The organism is Cohnella baijiui (assembly GCF_020731285.1).
Lineage (GTDB): Bacteria > Bacillota > Bacilli > Paenibacillales > Paenibacillaceae > Cohnella.
Window position 1 is genome coordinate 1 of record NZ_JAJFOW010000010.1, and the last position, 17449, is coordinate 17449.

Consider the following 17449-nt stretch of genomic DNA (forward strand, 5'->3'; position numbering starts at 1 on the left):
CGGTACTTTTTACAGTACATCTGTCTTCCGAGCCCCCCACACACGGTATGTACGGAACTTTTTACAGTACATCTGTCTTCCGAGCCCCACGCACACGGTATGTACGGTACTTTTTACAGTACATCTGTCTTCCGAGCCCCCCACACACGGTATGTACGGTACTTTTTACAGTACATCCGTCATCCGAGCCCCACACACACGGTATGTACGGAACTCTTTACAGTACATTCGCCTAACTCGCTCTTTCCTAGCTGCATGTGCGGTACCGATTACCGCACACTCGTCAACTTAGCCCTCCCTTAGCGCCATGTACGGTACGCTTTGTCCCAATCTCCCCGCCGCCCCCGACCGACACCTTCCCTGCCCTAGTCCCCCAGTGCAAGCAAAAAGCCTCCGGCCCCGACAAAGTCGGGAACCGAAGGCCCTCGCTTCGATGTTCGTTGCCGCGCCGAAATGCGAGCACCTATGCGCTCAACGCGCGCGCGGGTAGTCGCCGATCGTGACGGGCTGGCGCCCCTTTGCCGGCAGCCGCCCGGACAGGACGCCGGCGGCGGCCGACATCATCGTCGGCTTGTTCTCGTACGTGCACAGGTACGCGGGGACCGCCGTCGCCTCCAGCAGATCGTAAGGCGTGCGGGTGGCAACCAGCACAACCGTCTTGCCCTCGAGTTCGCCGAGCGCACGGATGAGCGCGACCTGCTGCGGATAAAAAGCGGCATCGTAGGAGGCGAAGACGATCGTGTCCGCGCCGGCCGCCGCGGCCAGCGTTTCCTCCGTCTCCTCGGGCGCCGGATCGAGGCCGACGCGCCGCTCGACCACGTCGTAGCCTTCGGCGGCGAGCGCGGCGCCGAGCGTCCATACCTGATGGATGACCTCGATGACCTCGGTTCCCCGGCGCGCTTCCGCCCAGACGACGAGCGTGCGCCCATCCTTGCGCAGCGGCAGCCGGTCTCCGCCCTTGACGACGGTCACGGCCCGCTCGCTCAGCAGCCGGGACACTTCTTCGGCGCGCGGGCGATCGGGCGCGACCGGGCGCGCGTCTGCGAACAGCCCTCTCTTCTCCTTCAGCGTCCATACCCGACGCACGGCGTCGTCGATCCGGGACTCCGGAATTTCGCCGGCCAGCACCGCCTCGCAAACCGCTTCGAGCGCCGCGATCTGACGCTCCAGCCGGTGGCTGACGAGAATCAGGTCCGCTCCGCCTTTGACCGCCTCCACCGCGCCGCGCGCCACGCCCAGCGTCTCGGAGATCGCGTTCATCTCGAGACAGTCCGTGACGATGACGCCTTCGTAGCCGAGCTGCTCCCGCAGCAGACCCGTCAGGATTCGGCGCGAAAGCGTGGCCGGCACATGGTCCGGCTCGTAAGCCGGAAACACGACGTGCGCCGTCATGATTGCGTCGACGCCCGCCGCGATAGCCGCGCGGAACGGCACGAGCTCGACGGCGTCCAGCCGATCCCGGCTATGCGGGACGACCGGCAGCTCGAGGTGCGAGTCCGAGGCGGTGTCGCCATGACCCGGAAAATGCTTGGCCACGGCGACGACGCCGCTTTCCTGATAGCCGCGGATTTGCGCTTCGCCCAGCACCGCCACGGACTGCGGCTCCTCGCCGTACGACCGGACGCCGATGACCGGGTTGCGGGGATTGTTGTTCACGTCGAGACAGGGCGCGAAGTTGACGTTCACGCCGATTTCGCGCAGCTCGGCCCCCGCCCGCTTGGCCGCCTCGTAGGCGAGCTCCGGATTCGAGGCCGCGCCGACCGCCATGTTGCCCGGCATGACCGTCACGCCTTCCTCCAACCGGACGACCATGCCGCCTTCCTGGTCGATCGTCGTAAAGAGCGGCACTTCCGCATGGGATTGCAGGGCGGCCGAGAGTGCCGCTACTTGTCCCGCGTCCTTCAGGTTGCGGCGAAAATAGACGATTCCGCCCAAGCCGTAATCCTCGATCAGCTTCACGATGCCTTCGGTCGGCTCAAGACCGTCGAACCCGCACAGGAACAGCTGACCGATCTTTTGCTTCAAATCCAGTTGCCGCCAATCGGTACCTTTGTTCGTCATCCCCGCAGCTCCTTTTCGATCCATTCGGTAAGAATCGGTTGATCCGTATGATTTTGAGCTTGTTCGCGGTATTCGGACGGAAGCAAGCCGGTGTACTTGCTGAATACCCGCGTAAAATACCGCCGTTCCGCGTAGCCGACCATCTGTCCGATGGCCGTGACGCTTTTGTCGCTGATGGCGAGCAGCGATTTGGCCATTTCCATCCGCTGCTTCGTCACGTACTCTACGAACGTCTCGTTGAAATGCTGCTTGAAGAGCAGACTGAAATAGCTGCCGCTGATGCCGAGATAGTCGGCCAACGTATCGATGCAGAGGTCCGACGACAGATTCCGCTCGATGTAGTCCTTGGCGGACAGCATGAGCACGTCGCTCGTCTTTTTCTTCATGACGCTGTCGATGGAGCGGTCGACGAGCCGGTTGATGACCGCCAGCGTTTCCCGGATGCCCGGATTGCGGTCGATTTGACTCCAAAAAGCGGATTCGTCGTCCGGACCGATGACATCCATCGCCCGCATCTCCCGGAGCAGATGGAGGCAAAGATAATGCAGGATCGGCTGCACCCGCTCGTAGGACGCGTCCGGCAGCTGCCGGAAGCTTTCATTCAGCTCGCGCAGGGCGGCTTCCGTCTTGCGCCGGTCGCAGCGCTTCAGCCCCGTCACCATCTCCTCGATGCGGTCCCACAGCCGCTGCGAAGCGTCCGGCTGTCCTTTGACCTTCTCGGGGACGATGATCGTCTCTTCCAGTCCGGCGTTCAGGCTGAGCGAGCGCTGCAAGTTTTTGTAAGTGCGGGCGAGCCGATCGAGCGAGACGGGAGCCGGATGAAGCGCGACGCGAATGCTAAGCTTCAGAAATCGGGAGACCGCGTCCCGTAGCCGGTTGCCCCATCCTTCGCACTCCTCGCGGTCGAACGTCTCCGGCGGGATCCGCTCGACCAGCACGCACCATTCGCCGCTGCGCACCTGGAGCACCGAATACGGAATGCCGAGCTGGCCGAGATTTTCCTGCAGGATGTTGTGGACCGCGAAGTTCCACAGCTTGCGTTCCTTCTCGTCCCAATTGCGCTCCTTTTTGGAGTAGTCCGCGACGTCAACCAGCATCATCGCGAAGGTCAAATCCTCGCCGGACAGCTCGTGCAGCTTGAGGAACGGCCGCGCCGAGCTTCCGCCTACGTCGATTAACAGGTCGTAAAGCACTTTCTCGTATGCCAAATGAAACACTTGCCGCCATTCGCGCTGAATCGTCTGCTGCTCGGTCTTCCGCTCCCGGATGCCGTCGGCAAGCCGGCTGATCGTCTGCCCCAGCTCGTCGTAGTCGATTGGCTTCAGGATGTAGTCCCGCACCTCGTAGCGGATCACGGAACGCACATAGCTGAAGTCCTGGTAGCCCGTCATCATGATGACCTCGGCGTCGGAGTTCAGCTCCCGCAACGCGCTTAAAAAGGCGATGCCGTCCATGACCGGCATGCGGATGTCGCACAGGATCAGCTCCGGCTGGTGCGTGCGCGCCGCCTCGAGCGCTTGCTCGCCGTTGCGCGCCGTCTCGACCACCTCCACGCCGAGCTCGTCCCAGGGGACGACCGCCTGCAAGTTTTTGAGAATGTGGATCTCGTCATCCACCAATAGCGCCTTTAGCTTCATCCGTTTCACTCCCCGCTTGCATCGGTATGACGCATTTGATCACGGTGCCTTGGCCGGGCGAGCTGCACAGGAACAGGCCGTACCCCGCTCCGTAGTGGATCCGCAGCCGGTCGGCCACGTTGCCGACCCCAAGCCCGCGCCGCTCGCCCGTCTCCGGCGATTCCTCGTACATCTGCTCCAGCGTCGTCACCCCGCTCGAGGCGAACTTCGCCAGCTGCTCGTGCGGAATGCCGATGCCGTTGTCCTCCACATAGAAGGCGATGTTGCCGTTCTCCTCTCTCGCGCGCACGGTGATGCGGCCGAAGTAGTCGATGCCCTCGAAGCCGTGCTGGATGCTGTTCTCAACGAGCGGCTGCAGCGTGAGCTTCAGGATCGGATGCGGCAGCAGGTCGGCGGGCACGTCGATCTCGTAGTCGAACAGCTCCTCGAAGCGAAACTTCTGGATTTCCAGATAGCTTCGCAAATGCTCCAGCTCCTGCTCGATGCGGATCTCTTCTTTCTGCTGGATGCTGATGCGGAAAATGTTGCCGAGCCGCTGCACCATCTTGCTTACCTTGCGCCCTTCGTTTTGCACCGCCAGGATGTTGATGGATTCCAGCGCGTTAAACAAAAAGTGCGGCTTGATCTGCGCCTGCAGCAGCATCATCTCGGCTTTGCGCTTGCGCCGCTGTTCCTTCGTCACGTCGTCTAGCAGTTCGGACACCCGCCCAACCAGGCTGTTGAAACCTTTGGCGAGAATGACCGTCTCGTCGTTGCCCTCGACCGGCACGCGGGTCGTCAGGTCGCCCCGCTCCACCCGGCGCATGGCGTTGGCCACGCGGACGAAGAAATGGACGGTCCGGCGGATGAACATCAGGTTGAAAATGAGGGCGCAGGCAATGCACGCCGCCGTGATCAGGACGACCCAGCGGAGCATTACCGCCATGTCGCCGGACAGGTATTTCCAGTTCGTCACAGTGACGAGTGTCCAGTCGCCGGTGCCGAGCCGCTGGATGTCCCCGAGATTGTGAACGGAAACGAGGCTCTTCTGGCCGTCGAACGTCATCGTTTTCGTTTCGAAGTTGCGCTTCAGATCGAGCTTGCCATCCCGGTCCATCTCCTTCTGGAACGGATGGCCCTCCATCGTTTTATGGCTGTCATAGACGACCGTGCCTCCGCGTCCGACGATGAGATAGCGGCGGTCCTCCCGGCCTTCAGTGTTGTAAAATTCGAAGGTGCGGTTCAATTCGTTCATTTGGAACCGGATGACGAGAATGCCCTGAGACTGCAGCGTATTGATATCGAGCACGACGCGGATCTGCGTGAACAGATTGTTGATCCCCGTCAGTTCGCGGTCCTCGTTCGGGCCGATCCAGACGGGGGCGCCGTTTTTCCGGAGCACCTCCTGGTAGATCGGGTTCGTCTGCAGATCGCGGATCGGGATCGGCTGGTCCTGGATAAAGTCCACGCTGACGACCCGCCCGTTGTTGCGATACATGGTAACCGATTTGATGCCCGGGTACGTAAGCAGCACGCGCCGGGTCAGCTTCTGCTTTTCGACCAGATCGTCGTAGGTGTTGTCTCCTCCGGCCGACTTGCCCCGCTCCGGGACGATCGATTGCTTGACGCTCTCGACGCTGTCTTCGGTCGTCACCCAAAAGTCGGAGAAATAGTTGGCTTCCTTGATCATGTTGTTCAGGTTGCGGCCGATGGCGTTCATGGATAGCTCCATCTGTTCGGTATACTTCTTTTCGGTGATATGCTGAAAAGCCAGATAGGAAACCGTCCCGAGCACGAACAGCGGCAGAATGATAAAGACGAAAAAAGCGGTGAACATGCGTTTGCCCAAGCTCATCGGCGCTGCTTCCTTCCTCTCTTCGCGACTGACTGACACCCCCGATTATAACAGGAAGACGGCCCCGCCATAGCTCTATTATAAAAAACCCTCCGCGGACGGATAAGAACTCATTCGCACAGTCAAGGGATAAAAACGTCTAGTCCTCGTCTTGTCTTCTCCTCCTCTTCCTTCGTCCGACAACGCAAAGAGCCCCGGCGAATGCCGGGGCTCTGGATGGTAAATAGAAAAGGGGACCGGTCCGTCAAGCCGTCTGCTCTTGCCCGACGTCGGGGGCCAGCGTCTCGTGGCGGTCGTTTCGCTTCTTGCGCACCAGCAAGCCGAATGGTACGGCCAGCACGCCGATGATCGTCGCCGCCATGAAGACGTCATTGACTCCCATCGTATACGCGAGCAATTGGATCGGCTGCGCCTGCGGACCGGCTGCGGTCAGCTTCGCCGCGTGGTCGGACGCATGCGAGATGAGCAGCGAGGTGAACAGCGCGATCGCGAACGATCCGCCGACGTTGCGCACCCAGTTCGTGACGGAGGACGCATGTCCGGAGAGCGAGGGCGGAATGTCCTCCATTCCGGCCGTGCTTGTCGCGGAGGCGGCGAACGAAACGCCGATATTGCGGACCGTCATCCACAAGATAATATAGGCGTGCGAGGCACCTACGCTTAGGTGCGTCATCTCGTAGCTGCCGACGAGGATGAGGACGAGACCGCCGACCGTCAGCCAGAGCGGCCCCAGGCGCGTGTACATCTTGCCGGCGAGCGGCATCGTGAGCGCCATGACGAGCGAAGCCGGAAGCATGATGATGCCGGTGTCGAGCGGCGTGATGTGCTGCACGTTCTGGAGGAACAGCGGCACGAGCAGCGTCCCGGAATACAGGCTGATCGTGATGATCGTGCCGGACAGCAGCGTGAAGGCGTAGCGGCCGTTCCGCATGACCCGCAAATCGAGCAGAGGTTCCTTGGCGTACAGCTCGCGGACGACGAACAGGACGAGCGCAACGAGCCCGAGCGCCAGCAAGCCGAGCGTGCGCCAGGACGTCCACCCCCACAGCCGGCCCTCGCTCAGCGCGACGAGCAGCGACGCGCTGCTGACGACGACGGCGGCGAGTCCCGATTTGTCCAGCTTCTTGCCGGTGCTGAGCCGATAGTTCGGGATCATCCCGACGATAAAGACGATGGCCACGAGCCCGATCGGCAAGTTCATGTAGAACAGCCACCGCCAGCTGAAGCTCTCGATGAGCCAGCCGCTGATCGTCGGCCCGAACGCAGGCGCCAGCATGGCGGACAGCATCCAGATGCTGACGGCGAATGCCTGCTTTTCCCGGGGAATAATCTGGAAGATGATCGTCATCGTCGCGGGCAGCACGAGTCCGCTGAACGCGCCCTGCAAAATGCGGAAGGCGATTAGCGAAACGTCGTTCCAGGCCAGCGCGCAGAGCAGCGAGGTCAACGTGAAGCCCGCCATCGCGAGCAAATACACCTTTTTGTAGCCGAACCGGTCCCCGAGCCAACCCGTGAGCGGCGCGACGACGCCAAGCGACAGCATAAAGCCCGTCAGTACCCATTGAATCGTGTTCAGGCCGGCATGAAAGTCCTCCATGAGCAGCGGCAGCGCGATGTTGATCGTGCTGATGCCGAGAATGCTGAGGAACGAGCCGAAGAAAATGGCGGCCATGATCGGCCAAAACCGCACTTGGCCGACGTCCTGCTTTTGAGTCATCGTTTTCTCCCCTATCCTTGCAGATCTCTGTATGGTGAACTGATCATACTACACAACCTGAACAATGTAAACTATTTTAACCAATATCAGTATAGTTCGTACATGTCGTTTACCTTCCTGGCGGATTTGTTTATACTGAAGGAAAGTAGAAGGAGTGTGCGACGTGATGAAAAGCGAAGAACAAGCGAGCGCGGGCTGGCGCTACTCCGATCCCGACTGCAAACGCAAGCTCGCCGCCAAGCTGCTCCATCCGATCAAGTCGGTCGGATTCCAGCAGCTGCGGATGGACGACTTCGCCAAGCATATGGACATCTCCAAGGCGACTTTATATAAATACTTCAGCTCCAAGGACGAAATCATCGAAATGCTCGTGCAAATGTTCATCGATGTCGTCATCGAGAAGGACCTAAGCGAGCTTCCGGACGACAGCGTGTCGTATGCCGTCCGGTTCCAGCAGTCGTTCGCCCGGAGCCTGCATATCGCCAACTACGGCAGCGATCCGTTCATGAACGACCTGCGCGACGGCTACCCGGCCTTCTTCGCGGTGCTGAACGCGGCGATCGGCAGCCGCAACGAGCGGCTGCGGGCGTTCTATGAGAAAGGGATGGACGTCGGCGTGTTTCATCGCTTGAACGCGACGCTGGTCATCCTTCAGGACGAGGCGATGTTCCGCGAGCTGATCGATCCGTCCTCGCTAATGAAGCATCATCTGACGCTGTCCGCGGCGCTCTGGGACTACTATCAGATCAAGAAGCTTCAGTTGTTCACGCCCGAGGCGTACGCGCAGGTAGACGACGGATTCATGTCCGAGAAGCTCGCATACTTGGTGCAAAAGATCACGTACGGCGTGGCTTAGGGGGCGAAGGTGACCGGGCCGGGAATGTAGCCCGAGTTTTTCGGGTTTACAGCGAGCGAGGGGCGCCCTGCGTGCAGCTGTAGCCATACAGCCCACGCCAAACCACGCCAAAAAAGAAGAGGGAGTCTCAAATGTAAGTCTGTTCACGGGACAGACAGCTAAACGTATAAAAACGAAGGAATGGCGGTGTTGGGGAGATGATCCCTGCACCGCCATTCCTCGCTTTCGATCCGCTGCCTTCAACAAATGATGGGCAAGCAAAAGCCATCCGACCTCCAAGCTTACCTTCGGCATGACGCGACGCATAAAACATCGGCATCCGTTTTCCGTGTTGCCTATCCGCATCCAACGATTTAGGTGCAAATGTACATCTAATTTTGCTATATTTCCTTCTTCACGGTCATTTAGTTGCAATCGTACAACTAGATCGTCCGTTTTCTACGTATAGGACGGATTTACGATAAATTAGATGCACTTTTACAAGTAAACCGTTCCACCCTCCCGAAGTGACCCTAAATAGATGTACGAATGCAACTATTTTACTGAGCGACACGAACCGAGCGCAAACAAGGCCGAATGGCATACACCAGTGGCGAACCATCGGCCTGAATCCGACGAATATTCACGAAGACCCAACCGATTCGTTCGAAACCAGCCTCGCAGATTGCCACGCGTCAGAGGCAGCCGTCCTGAATGGAAGATCGTCAATTATTTCCAATTAAGCAGCGTTGAAAACAGCGCTGCTGACTCTCGAGCCCAATTACAACCTGATGAGACAGCCCTTCTTTTTTGTTGAATCCTTTGGCGTCACACACGCAGCGCGAGCAGCTCCTCGGCCGCCGCGCGGCCCTGCTCGACGCAGTCGGGCAAGCCGACGCCGCCGAACGCGTGGCCGGTGGCCAGGACGCCGGGCAACCGCTCGGCGAGCCCCGCCCGGAACGCCGCGATCCGCTCGACATGGCCGACCGGATACTGCGGCATCGAGTGGCGCAGCCGCGTGATCTCGACGAAGGCGGGCTCCGCCGTCAATCCCATAAGCTCGTAGAGATCACGCTGCACGGCTGCGGTCATCTCGTCGTCCGGCAGCTCCACGGCCGATTCGTCGCCGGCCCAGCCGACATAGCAGCGGACGAGCCGCTTGCCCGCCGGCGCCGTATGCCGCCATTTGGACGACGTCCAGGTACTGGCCGTGATCGTCCGCCCTTCCGAATGGGGCACGAGGAAGCCGGAGCCGTCCAGCTTGTGGTTGAACCGGCGATCGTCGTCGTAGGCGAACACGACGTTGGCGACCGAGACGTAGCGGATCGCGTCGAGGGCGCTCGCGTCGGCATGAGGCGCGAGCAGCGGCGACGTCGCGAACGCCGGCAGCGCGAACAGCACCGCATCGGCGTCCAGCACGGCGCCGTCCGCGAGACGCAAACGGTAGGCCGGTGCCGCGTCCGCCGTCTCCGGCGCTGCTTTTTCCAGCCCTTTCACGCGGGCGCCCAGCCGTATGTCGGCACTCTCCGCGCGAAGCCGCGCCGCAAGCGTCTCAATGAGGACGGACAACCCGCTGCGGAACGTCAGAAACGCCGTCGGCGGCACGCTGGCGCCGCCAACCGCGGCCGAACGGGCGGCAGCCGCCTTCGCGCCCGCCGTCGGCGCCGACTGACGCGCCTCCATCATGCCGCGGATGACGCTGCCGTAACGGCGCTCCATATCGGCGAACTGCGGGAAGGTCGCCTCCAGGCCAAGCGCATAGAGGTCGCCCGCATGGATGCCCGCCAGCAGCGGCTCCGCGATGCGTTCGACCATCTCCTTGCCGAGCCGGCGCTCGAGGAAGGCGCCGACCGACTCGTCGCCGCCGCCTTCGCGCGGCGGGATGCGGAGCTCGTCCAGCGCCCGCAGCTTGCCGTGGGGCGACACGACGCTGTTGCGCGCGAAGGCGCCCAGCTCGTTCGGGATGCCGAGGTTCATGCCCTTCGGCATCGGAACCAGCCGGCCTCCGTTCGCCAGATACGTTTTCACGGCGGCCGGATTCGTGCCGACCAACTCGTCCAGCAGTCCGAGCTCGCGCGCCAAATGCAGCATCGGCAGCTTGCGCCCGAGGAACGAATCCGGGCCGCGCTCGATGACGAAGCCGTCCTTGCGCAGCGTGTTCACCTTGCCCCCGAGCCGGTCCGACGCCTCGAGCACCGTCACGTCCACGGTGCGTCCCGCCTCCCTGCCGAGCCGCTTCAAGTAAAAAGCGGCGCTGAGGCCGGTGAGCCCGCCGCCGACTATCGCGACACGCAGCTCTTTCCCGCTCATACGCCACCCTCCTTTGCCGCGTCCGAACGCAGCCCTTCGTCGGCCGCGATCACCGTCTCGGCCAATGCTTGCATGTATTGTCCGTCGTCGTTCAGCATGTCGATCCGCTCGAGCCGGACGCCCAGCTCTTCCGCCTGCCGCTTCGCTTCGAGGTCGATGTCGTACAGCACCTCGAGATGATCCGACACGAAGCCGACCGGCGTCACCAGCACCGCGCGCACGCCTTCTTTGGCCAGCGTCTCGAGCGTGTCCAGAATGTCCGGCCCGAGCCAAGGCTGGCCGGTCTGGCCGGCGCTCTGCCACGTGAACTGCCAGCGCTGCACGCCGGCCGCCTCGGCGACCGCGCGGGACGTTTCCAGCAGCTGATCCTGATAGGGATCGTTCGTTTCCAGGATTTTGGCCGGCAGGCTGTGCGCGCTGAACAGCACAAGCGCCTCGGACGCCTCGTTGCCCAGCTTGTCCAGCCCGCCCCGCACGCGCTGCTCAAGCGCCGAGATGAGCGCCGGATGCAGATGGTAGCTCTCGATCGCGGCGAAGCGAATCCCCCGCTTGTCGGCCTCTTCTTTCGCCCGCTTCATGTAGCCGCCCACGCTCATCGCCGAGTACTGCGGCGTCAACACGACGCCGATCGCTTCGGCGATGCCATCCGCGGCCATCGCCGCGATGCCGTCCTCGATAAGCGGAGACGCATGTTTCAGACCTTGGTAGCAGACGTACTTGCCGGCGCCCGCCGTTTCGTCCAGCGTCCGCTGCAGGGCGTCGACCTGACGGTTCGTGTTTTCGCGCAGCGGAAACACCCCGCCCACGATGGCCCGGTACCGCGAGGTCAAATCTTCAAGCTGCTCTGCCGTCGGGGGATGGCCTCTGCGAATGTGCGTATAATACGCCTCCACGCCTTCCAGACTCTCCGGCGTTCCGTAGGACATGACCAGCACGCCGATCGCGCGTCGGGTTTCGCTCATGACGACACCTCCGAGGATGATAGCTTTTGGGCCGAATATGCGTGCACATACTCCGTCAACTCCCGGAGCTTGTCGAGCGACGCTTCGGGATACAATCCGTGGCCCAGGTTAAAAATGAAACCGGGCTCCCGCGTACCCTCGTCGACGAGTCGGCGGGCGTGCGCCTGGATGACGTCCATCGGCGCGGTAAGGACATACGGGTCCAAATTGCCCTGAACCGCGAACCGTCCGCCGGTGCGGCGGCGGCCTTCGGATAGCGGCACGCGCCAGTCGAGGCCGACGACGTCCGCGCGCAGGTCGGTCAGCAGCGGCAGCAGCTCGCCCGAGCTCACGCCCGGGAAATAGATCTTCGGCAGCGACAAGTCCGCGAGTTGAGCGAAGATGCTCTCAACGTGCGGCTGCACGAACGCGGCGAAATCGTGCGGCGCGAGCGATCCGACCCAGCTGTCGAACAGCTGCACCGCCTTCGCGCCCGCGGCGGCATGCGCCCGCAAATAAGCGGCGGCCATGTCGGCGAGTTTGCCCATCAGCTTGTGCCAGGTCTCGGGATCTCCGTACATGAGCGCCTTCGTCCGCATGTATGACTTCGAAGGCTTGCCCTCCACGAGATAGCTGGCAAGCGTGAACGGAGCGCCGGCGAACGAGATGAGAGGCACACCCAGCTCCCGGTCCAGAATGCGGATCGTCTCCAGCACGTGGCCCAGATCGCCTTCCGGGTCAACCGGCTTCAGCCGATCGACGTCCGCGGCCGACCGCACCGGATTGTGGATGACGGGCCCGATGTCTTTGACGATGTCGAAATCGATGCCGATCGACGCGACGGGGTTCATGATGTCGGAATACAGGATGGCCGCGTCGACACCCAGCTTGCGCACGGGCATCATCGTCACCTCGGCCGCGAGCTCCGGCTGCCGGCAGATTTCCAGCAGCGTATATTTTTCCTTGATCTTGCGGTAGTCGGGGTCGTACCGCCCGGCCTGGCGCATGTACCAGACGGGCACCCGATCGACGGGCTCGCGGCGGCAAGCGCGCAAGAAGCGGTCATTCATCGTGGAGCGTCCCCTTTGACGTAATAAAGTAAACGAGTTCCGATACGTTCGTTCTGTACCATTATGCCCTTTTTGGTTGGCACCCACAACCTTCCATGCCCCGGCGAGTATGACAATCCTATGACAAACGGCTCTGACCGGACGGTTGCCGTTTCCGCCCGGGTATTGCGCGTGTGGTATACTGGTACCGTTTGGGCAAATCTGGCATCCGGAGGTCGCGGGAATGCAGCGTTGGAAAATCAACCTCGCCGTGCTGTGGTTCGGCAATTTTCTGGTCATGGCAGGCATGACGATGATTACCCCGTTTCTCTCCCTGTATCTCCAGCAGGACCTCGGCGTTCGGGGCGAACATGAGATCGGCGTCTGGGCGGGCTTCATCTTCGCGGCGAACTTCGTCACCTCGTTCTTCTTTCAGCCCTTGTGGGGAAAGCTCTCGGACCGCTACGGGCGCAAGGTCATGCTGCTTCGTTCGGGCTTCGGCATGTCCGTCGTCATGGTGCTGATGGGCTTCGCCGCCACGCCGCTGCATCTGCTGCTGCTTCGGCTGATGAACGGCGTCATTTCGGGCTTTTCCCCCGCCGCCGTCTCGCTCGTCTCCGCGACGACGCCGAAGGACAAGATGGGCTTCGCGATGGGCACGCTCCAGTCCGGCGGAACCGCCGGCGCCATCCTCGGGCCGCTGATCGGCGGGCTGATGGCGGACACGTTCGGCTACAGGCCGATCTTCTATATTACCGGGACGCTGCTCTTTCTCGCCTCTACGGTCTCTTGGATTCTCGTAAAGGAAAACTTCGACCGCGCCGCCGCCCGTACCGCGCCGAGCGTCAGCCTCGCGCAAGGCTTTCGCCAGCTCGCGGGAATCCCGCAGCTGCCCGCCCTGTTCACCGTAACGTTCCTCATCCAGTTCGCCATGCTGAGTCCGATGACGCTCATTCCGATCTACGTGCACCACCTGCACGGCACGACGGAAAACCTGGCGTTCTGGTCCGGGTTCGTCGGCTCCGTCACGGGCTTCTCCAACATGGTGTGCGCGCCGATCCTCGGCCGCTTCAGCGACCGGTTCGGCGCGCCCAAAATCTTGCTCTTCTCGCTGCTCGGAGCGGGAATCATGTTCATCCCGCAAGCGTTTGTCGCCAACGTCGGACAACTGCTCGTCAGCCGGTTTTTCCTCGGCTGCTTCGTCGGCGGACTCATCCCGACGGTGAACGCCCTGATCCGGCGGCACACGCCGGACAACCAAGTGAGCATGGCGTTCGGCTTCAACAGCAGCTCGCTCGCGCTCGGCAACATGGTCGGCCCCGTCGTCGGCGGCGCGCTGTCGGGCCTGATCGGCATCCAAGGCTTGTTCCTCGTCTCCGCGGCCGCGCTGCTCGCGACCGCCGTGTGGACGTCCCGTACCGTGGCGAAGCGGCCGGCCGGTCTGTCGTCCGGCGGTCGGTGACCCCATCCGGCTTGCCGCCTCACGACCCGCGATCGCCTCGGCCGAGCGCCATTCGCTAACGCACCATGGCGAGCGCCAGACCGTCGTAAGCCGGCAAATGCGCGCTCAGCAGCCGCGGATCGGTCGCGATGACGCGGTTGAATTCGCGTACCGCGAGCACCGCCGGACCCTGCTTGTCGGAATTCAACGTCCGGCCCCGAAGCAGCGTGTTGTCGGCGGCGATGACGGCACCGGGATGGGCCAAGCGAATGGCGCGTTCCAGATAGTTCAAATAGTTTTCCTTGTCGGCGTCGATGAAGATCAAATCGAATCGCCTTCCTTCTTCCTCCAGCCGGGACAAGCTTCCGAGCGCGTCGCCCACGATCGACTCGGCGCGGTCGCCGTAGCCGGCGGCCGCCAGATTCGCGAGCGCCAGCTCCGCATAGTCCGGGCGCAGCTCCAACGACGTGAGCCGCCCGTCCTCGGGAAGCCCTCGAGCGATGCAGATGCCGCTGTAGCCGGCCAGCGCACCGATCTCGAGCGCCCGCTTCGCGCCGCTTGACGCCGTTAGCAGCGTGAGCAGCCGCCCGTAGCCGGGCGCGACGGAAATGTCCGGCATCCCCCGCTTTTGAATTTCTTCCTTCACCTTCGCCAGCATCGGATCCGGCGGAAACAGCCCGTCGAAATAGTCGTCCGGCGTCTTTTCCATACTCGTTCGCCTCTCCTTCCTTTCCCTCCCGCCTCGGAAGGGCGCATGCTCTTATTGTAGCGAATCTCCGGCCTTCGCCCAAGTCCGCCCCCTGCGGCGCCTCCCGGACGATCGGACGAAACGCGCTGCCAAGAAACGCGCTGCCAAGCTGAAGCTTGAAACATGGTTTGAAAAAAACCGCCGATCCGCGATATACTGAAAATTGATTTGTTTTTAACACCGCGTTAACCGTTCTCGAACATTTCTATGATTCCTCCGGGAGCGGTGGAAAGGGGCACGCCATGATTACGCAAATCCAGAGCGCGGCGCGCCGCGGCCTGCGCCTCTCCTTCGCCGGTCTCGGGCTGTGGCCGTATTGGGGGGCTATGCTGCTCATCGCCTCGATGCTCTACAAGCTGGATTGGCTTGACGGGCAGCTGAACGTCGGCGGCATGAATCACTGGAAATGGACGGTCAACGTTGGCGCGTTGGTGCTGATCACCTTCTGGACCGTCTGGCTGGGACGCCGGACGCGAGCCGTCGTTCTTGTCCTGCTCGATCTCGTACTGTCGGTCGCCGTTCTGGCGGATCTCGTCTACTTCCGCTATTTTAAAGACTTCCTCTCCGTTCCCGTCTTGCTGCAGGCCGGCCAGGTCAGCGCGCTGGAAGACAGCATCTGGAACCTCATTCACCAGGGAGACTTGATTCTGTTCGCCGATCTGCCTGTGGCGATCGCGTTCGCCGGGGTCGTCCTGTGGCGAAACCGCGCGTCCCGCACCCGCAACCTGTATACGGGCGTCCCACCTGCAAGTCGTCGGAAGTTCCGTTTCGGTCTGGTGCTGCGGATCGCCCTCGGCGCCGCGCTTCTCGCGAGCGGCATCATGATGATCGCCGTTCCCGTCAACACCCAGAAAAACGGCTGGGCGCGCGGGTTGTTCGACGGCAATTGGTGGAACATTCCGATCTATAACGTGACCGGCCTGTTCGGCTTCCACGGCTACGATACGTACCGCTACGCCAAGGAGCACTGGTTCGGCGGCGGGGTGACCGAGGAGCAGATGCAGGAGGCGCGCGCCTGGTTCGACGGTCGCCTGCAGCTGCAACAGCAGGCCGAGAAGGAGCCGCTGTTCGGCGCCGCCACAGGCAAAAACGTCCTGATGATCCAAGCCGAAGCGTTCCAGACGTTCGTTATCGGACAATCCGTCAACGGCCAGCCGATTACGCCGAATTTGAACGAGCTGATCGGCAAAAGCGCGTATTTCCCGAATTTTTATCACCAGACGAGCCAAGGCCGAACCTCGGACGCCGACTTCCTGTCGAGCTGCTCGCTGCATCCGATGCCGTCGGGCTCGGTGTTCATCCGGTTCGCGGATCACGCGTTCGACTGCCTCCCCTCCATCCTGAACGAGCAGGGCTACGATACGACCGTGCATCATGCATACGACGGCAGCTTTTGGAACCGCAACAATATGTACCACAACATGAATTATGCCAAATTTTACAATATCAAAGATTTCGAGATCGACGAACCGATCGGCTGGTCGCTCGGGGACAAGTCGTTTCTTCAACAGACCGTCGATCAACTGCAGGACCGCGGCCAATCGCCGTTCTACGCCTTCGCGATCACGATTTCCAGCCATCATCCGTTTAATCTGCCTTCTTCGTCCACGCAATTCGATGCGGGCGAGTTCGCGGGGACGACGTTCGGCAACTATTTGCAGGCGGCGCATTACGTGGACGAAGCGATCGGAGAGCTGATCGGCCGGTTGAAGGAAGAAGGCCTGTGGGAAAACACGGTGCTGCTGTTCTACGGCGATCACGACAACTCCATTTACGACATGAAGCTGTACGAGCAGCTGTACGGACGCAGCCTGAGCGAGGTCGAAAAGGACCGGATCGTTCGCCAGGTGCCGTTCTTCATCCACTTCCCGAACGACGAGCATGCCGGGGTGAACGAAAAAGCCGTCGGACAGATGGACACGGCGCCGACGATTCTGCAGCTCCTCGGCATCCCGATCGGCGACCGCAAAATGATGGGCGTCAGCATGCTGTCGTCCGCCGCCAAACCGGTCGTCTTCCGCAACGGCGGGTATACGGACGGCGTCCACTACTACGTTCCGGGGAGCGACGGCGTGCCGGAGCACGGCGCTTGCTACGCGCTTCCGGACGGCGCGTCCGCGTCGTTGTCCGCCTGCCAGGCGGGCATCGACGCGGCGGCACTCGAGCTCGCGGTATCCGACCGCGTCGTCGAGCACGACTTGCTTCCGAATATGCGGGAGCGGCAATAAGGCACGGGAAACTTGCAAAAAAAGATCGCTCATCGAGGCTGTACGCCTTCGACGAGCGATCTTTTTTATTTGCGGGCCTTGATGTAGGGACGAACCTTCTCGACGGCCTCGTCTTCGGTCGGCGCGGTGATGTAACGTCCGTTCACGAAGACGAAGGCGCGTTTCCCGCACGGCCCGCAGTACGATTTGCAGCCGACCCGGATGCTGGCCTCCGGATCGAGCTTCTGCAGCTTGGGCAGCAGCGTCTTCACGCGGACGTGCGAGCACTTGTCGCAGATGCGGATATCGTTCAGCCCGGTAACGGGGGCCAATGGCTGCGATTCAGTGGTCGCCATGATTGCCTTTGCTCGGATTCGTGATGACGAAGCCCTCTTGCGGGAAGTACAGGTAATCGATCTTGACGCCATCCAGCAGCTCTTCGCCTTTGGCCAGCAGCACGTCGATATCTTTATCCGTCGAGACGATCTCGTCGTTCTCCGTCGGCTCCGACAGATCCAGGCCGTAATGGGCATGATCGCCGTGGCTGTGCGTAATGAGGACGCGCAGTTTCAATTCGGCGTTCTCCGGCTTGTCCAGCTCGAGCCGAAGCACCTTCGCGGCGTTGCGGGTAATTTTGCATTGCATGTCGTCTCACTCCAGTCTCGAAAT

The 17449-nt window shown here is 61.7% G+C and carries 13 protein-coding genes; 3 read left to right on the plus strand and 10 right to left on the minus strand.

The window, feature by feature from the left end:
- Positions 1-471 precede the first annotated feature (471 nt).
- The 4 genes from nagZ to LKX83_RS12535 form a co-directional block, all read right to left on the minus strand.
- Positions 472-2061, minus strand: coding sequence for a beta-N-acetylhexosaminidase (gene nagZ / locus LKX83_RS12520; protein WP_227882607.1), 1590 nt, complete (start codon positions 2059-2061; stop codon positions 472-474).
- The gene (locus LKX83_RS12525) at positions 2058-3698 is read right to left on the minus strand and encodes a response regulator (RefSeq protein WP_227882608.1); all 1641 of its coding nucleotides are present in this window, start codon (positions 3696-3698) and stop codon (positions 2058-2060) included. Before LKX83_RS12525 ends, nagZ begins: the two co-directional genes overlap by 4 nt.
- Positions 3670-5532 (minus strand): cache domain-containing sensor histidine kinase, encoded by a 1863-nt coding sequence (locus LKX83_RS12530; protein WP_227882609.1) that lies wholly within the window; start codon positions 5530-5532, stop codon positions 3670-3672. Before LKX83_RS12530 ends, LKX83_RS12525 begins: the two co-directional genes overlap by 29 nt.
- Positions 5533-5776: 244 nt before the next feature.
- The gene (locus LKX83_RS12535; protein ID WP_227882610.1) at positions 5777-7249 is read right to left on the minus strand and encodes an MDR family MFS transporter; all 1473 of its coding nucleotides are present in this window, start codon (positions 7247-7249) and stop codon (positions 5777-5779) included.
- 166 nt (positions 7250-7415) lie between these two features.
- On the opposite strand from LKX83_RS12535, the gene LKX83_RS12540 reads away from it, so the two are divergent.
- Positions 7416-8105, plus strand: a complete 690-nt coding sequence (locus LKX83_RS12540) for a TetR/AcrR family transcriptional regulator (RefSeq protein WP_227882724.1) — start codon at positions 7416-7418, stop codon at positions 8103-8105.
- 807 nt (positions 8106-8912) lie between these two features.
- Here LKX83_RS12540 and hemG read toward each other — a convergent pair.
- The 3 genes from hemG to hemE are packed head-to-tail and all read right to left on the minus strand — an operon-like array spanning position 8913 to position 12405.
- Entirely contained in the window at positions 8913-10394 is a 1482-nt protein-coding gene (gene hemG, locus LKX83_RS12545; protein ID WP_227882611.1) for a protoporphyrinogen oxidase, read from the minus strand.
- Entirely contained in the window at positions 10391-11356 is a 966-nt protein-coding gene (gene hemH, locus LKX83_RS12550) for a ferrochelatase (RefSeq protein WP_227882612.1), read from the minus strand. Before hemH ends, hemG begins: the two co-directional genes overlap by 4 nt.
- Complete coding sequence (gene hemE / locus LKX83_RS12555; protein WP_227882613.1) at positions 11353-12405, minus strand: uroporphyrinogen decarboxylase; 1053 nt, start codon at positions 12403-12405, stop codon at positions 11353-11355. Before hemE ends, hemH begins: the two co-directional genes overlap by 4 nt.
- A gap of 223 nt (positions 12406-12628) precedes the next feature.
- Here hemE and LKX83_RS12560 point away from each other — a divergent pair, with 223 nt between their 5' ends.
- Positions 12629-13846 (plus strand): MFS transporter, encoded by a 1218-nt coding sequence (locus LKX83_RS12560; protein WP_227882614.1) that lies wholly within the window; start codon positions 12629-12631, stop codon positions 13844-13846.
- A gap of 55 nt (positions 13847-13901) precedes the next feature.
- Here the strand turns inward: LKX83_RS12560 and LKX83_RS12565 are convergent, their stop codons facing one another.
- A complete protein-coding gene (locus tag LKX83_RS12565) occupies positions 13902-14534 on the minus strand; it encodes an O-methyltransferase (RefSeq protein WP_227882615.1) in 633 nt (210 codons plus the stop codon).
- A gap of 281 nt (positions 14535-14815) precedes the next feature.
- On the opposite strand from LKX83_RS12565, the gene LKX83_RS12570 reads away from it, so the two are divergent.
- Positions 14816-16801 (plus strand): LTA synthase family protein, encoded by a 1986-nt coding sequence (locus LKX83_RS12570; RefSeq protein ID WP_227882616.1) that lies wholly within the window; start codon positions 14816-14818, stop codon positions 16799-16801.
- Between the two features lie 65 nt (positions 16802-16866).
- On the opposite strand, the gene LKX83_RS12575 is transcribed toward LKX83_RS12570, so the two are convergent.
- The gene (locus LKX83_RS12575; protein ID WP_227882617.1) at positions 16867-17136 is read right to left on the minus strand and encodes a YuzB family protein; all 270 of its coding nucleotides are present in this window, start codon (positions 17134-17136) and stop codon (positions 16867-16869) included.
- A complete protein-coding gene (locus tag LKX83_RS12580) occupies positions 17123-17425 on the minus strand; it encodes an iron-sulfur cluster assembly accessory protein (RefSeq protein ID WP_227882618.1) in 303 nt (100 codons plus the stop codon). Before LKX83_RS12580 ends, LKX83_RS12575 begins: the two co-directional genes overlap by 14 nt.
- Positions 17426-17449: the final 24 nt, after the last annotated feature.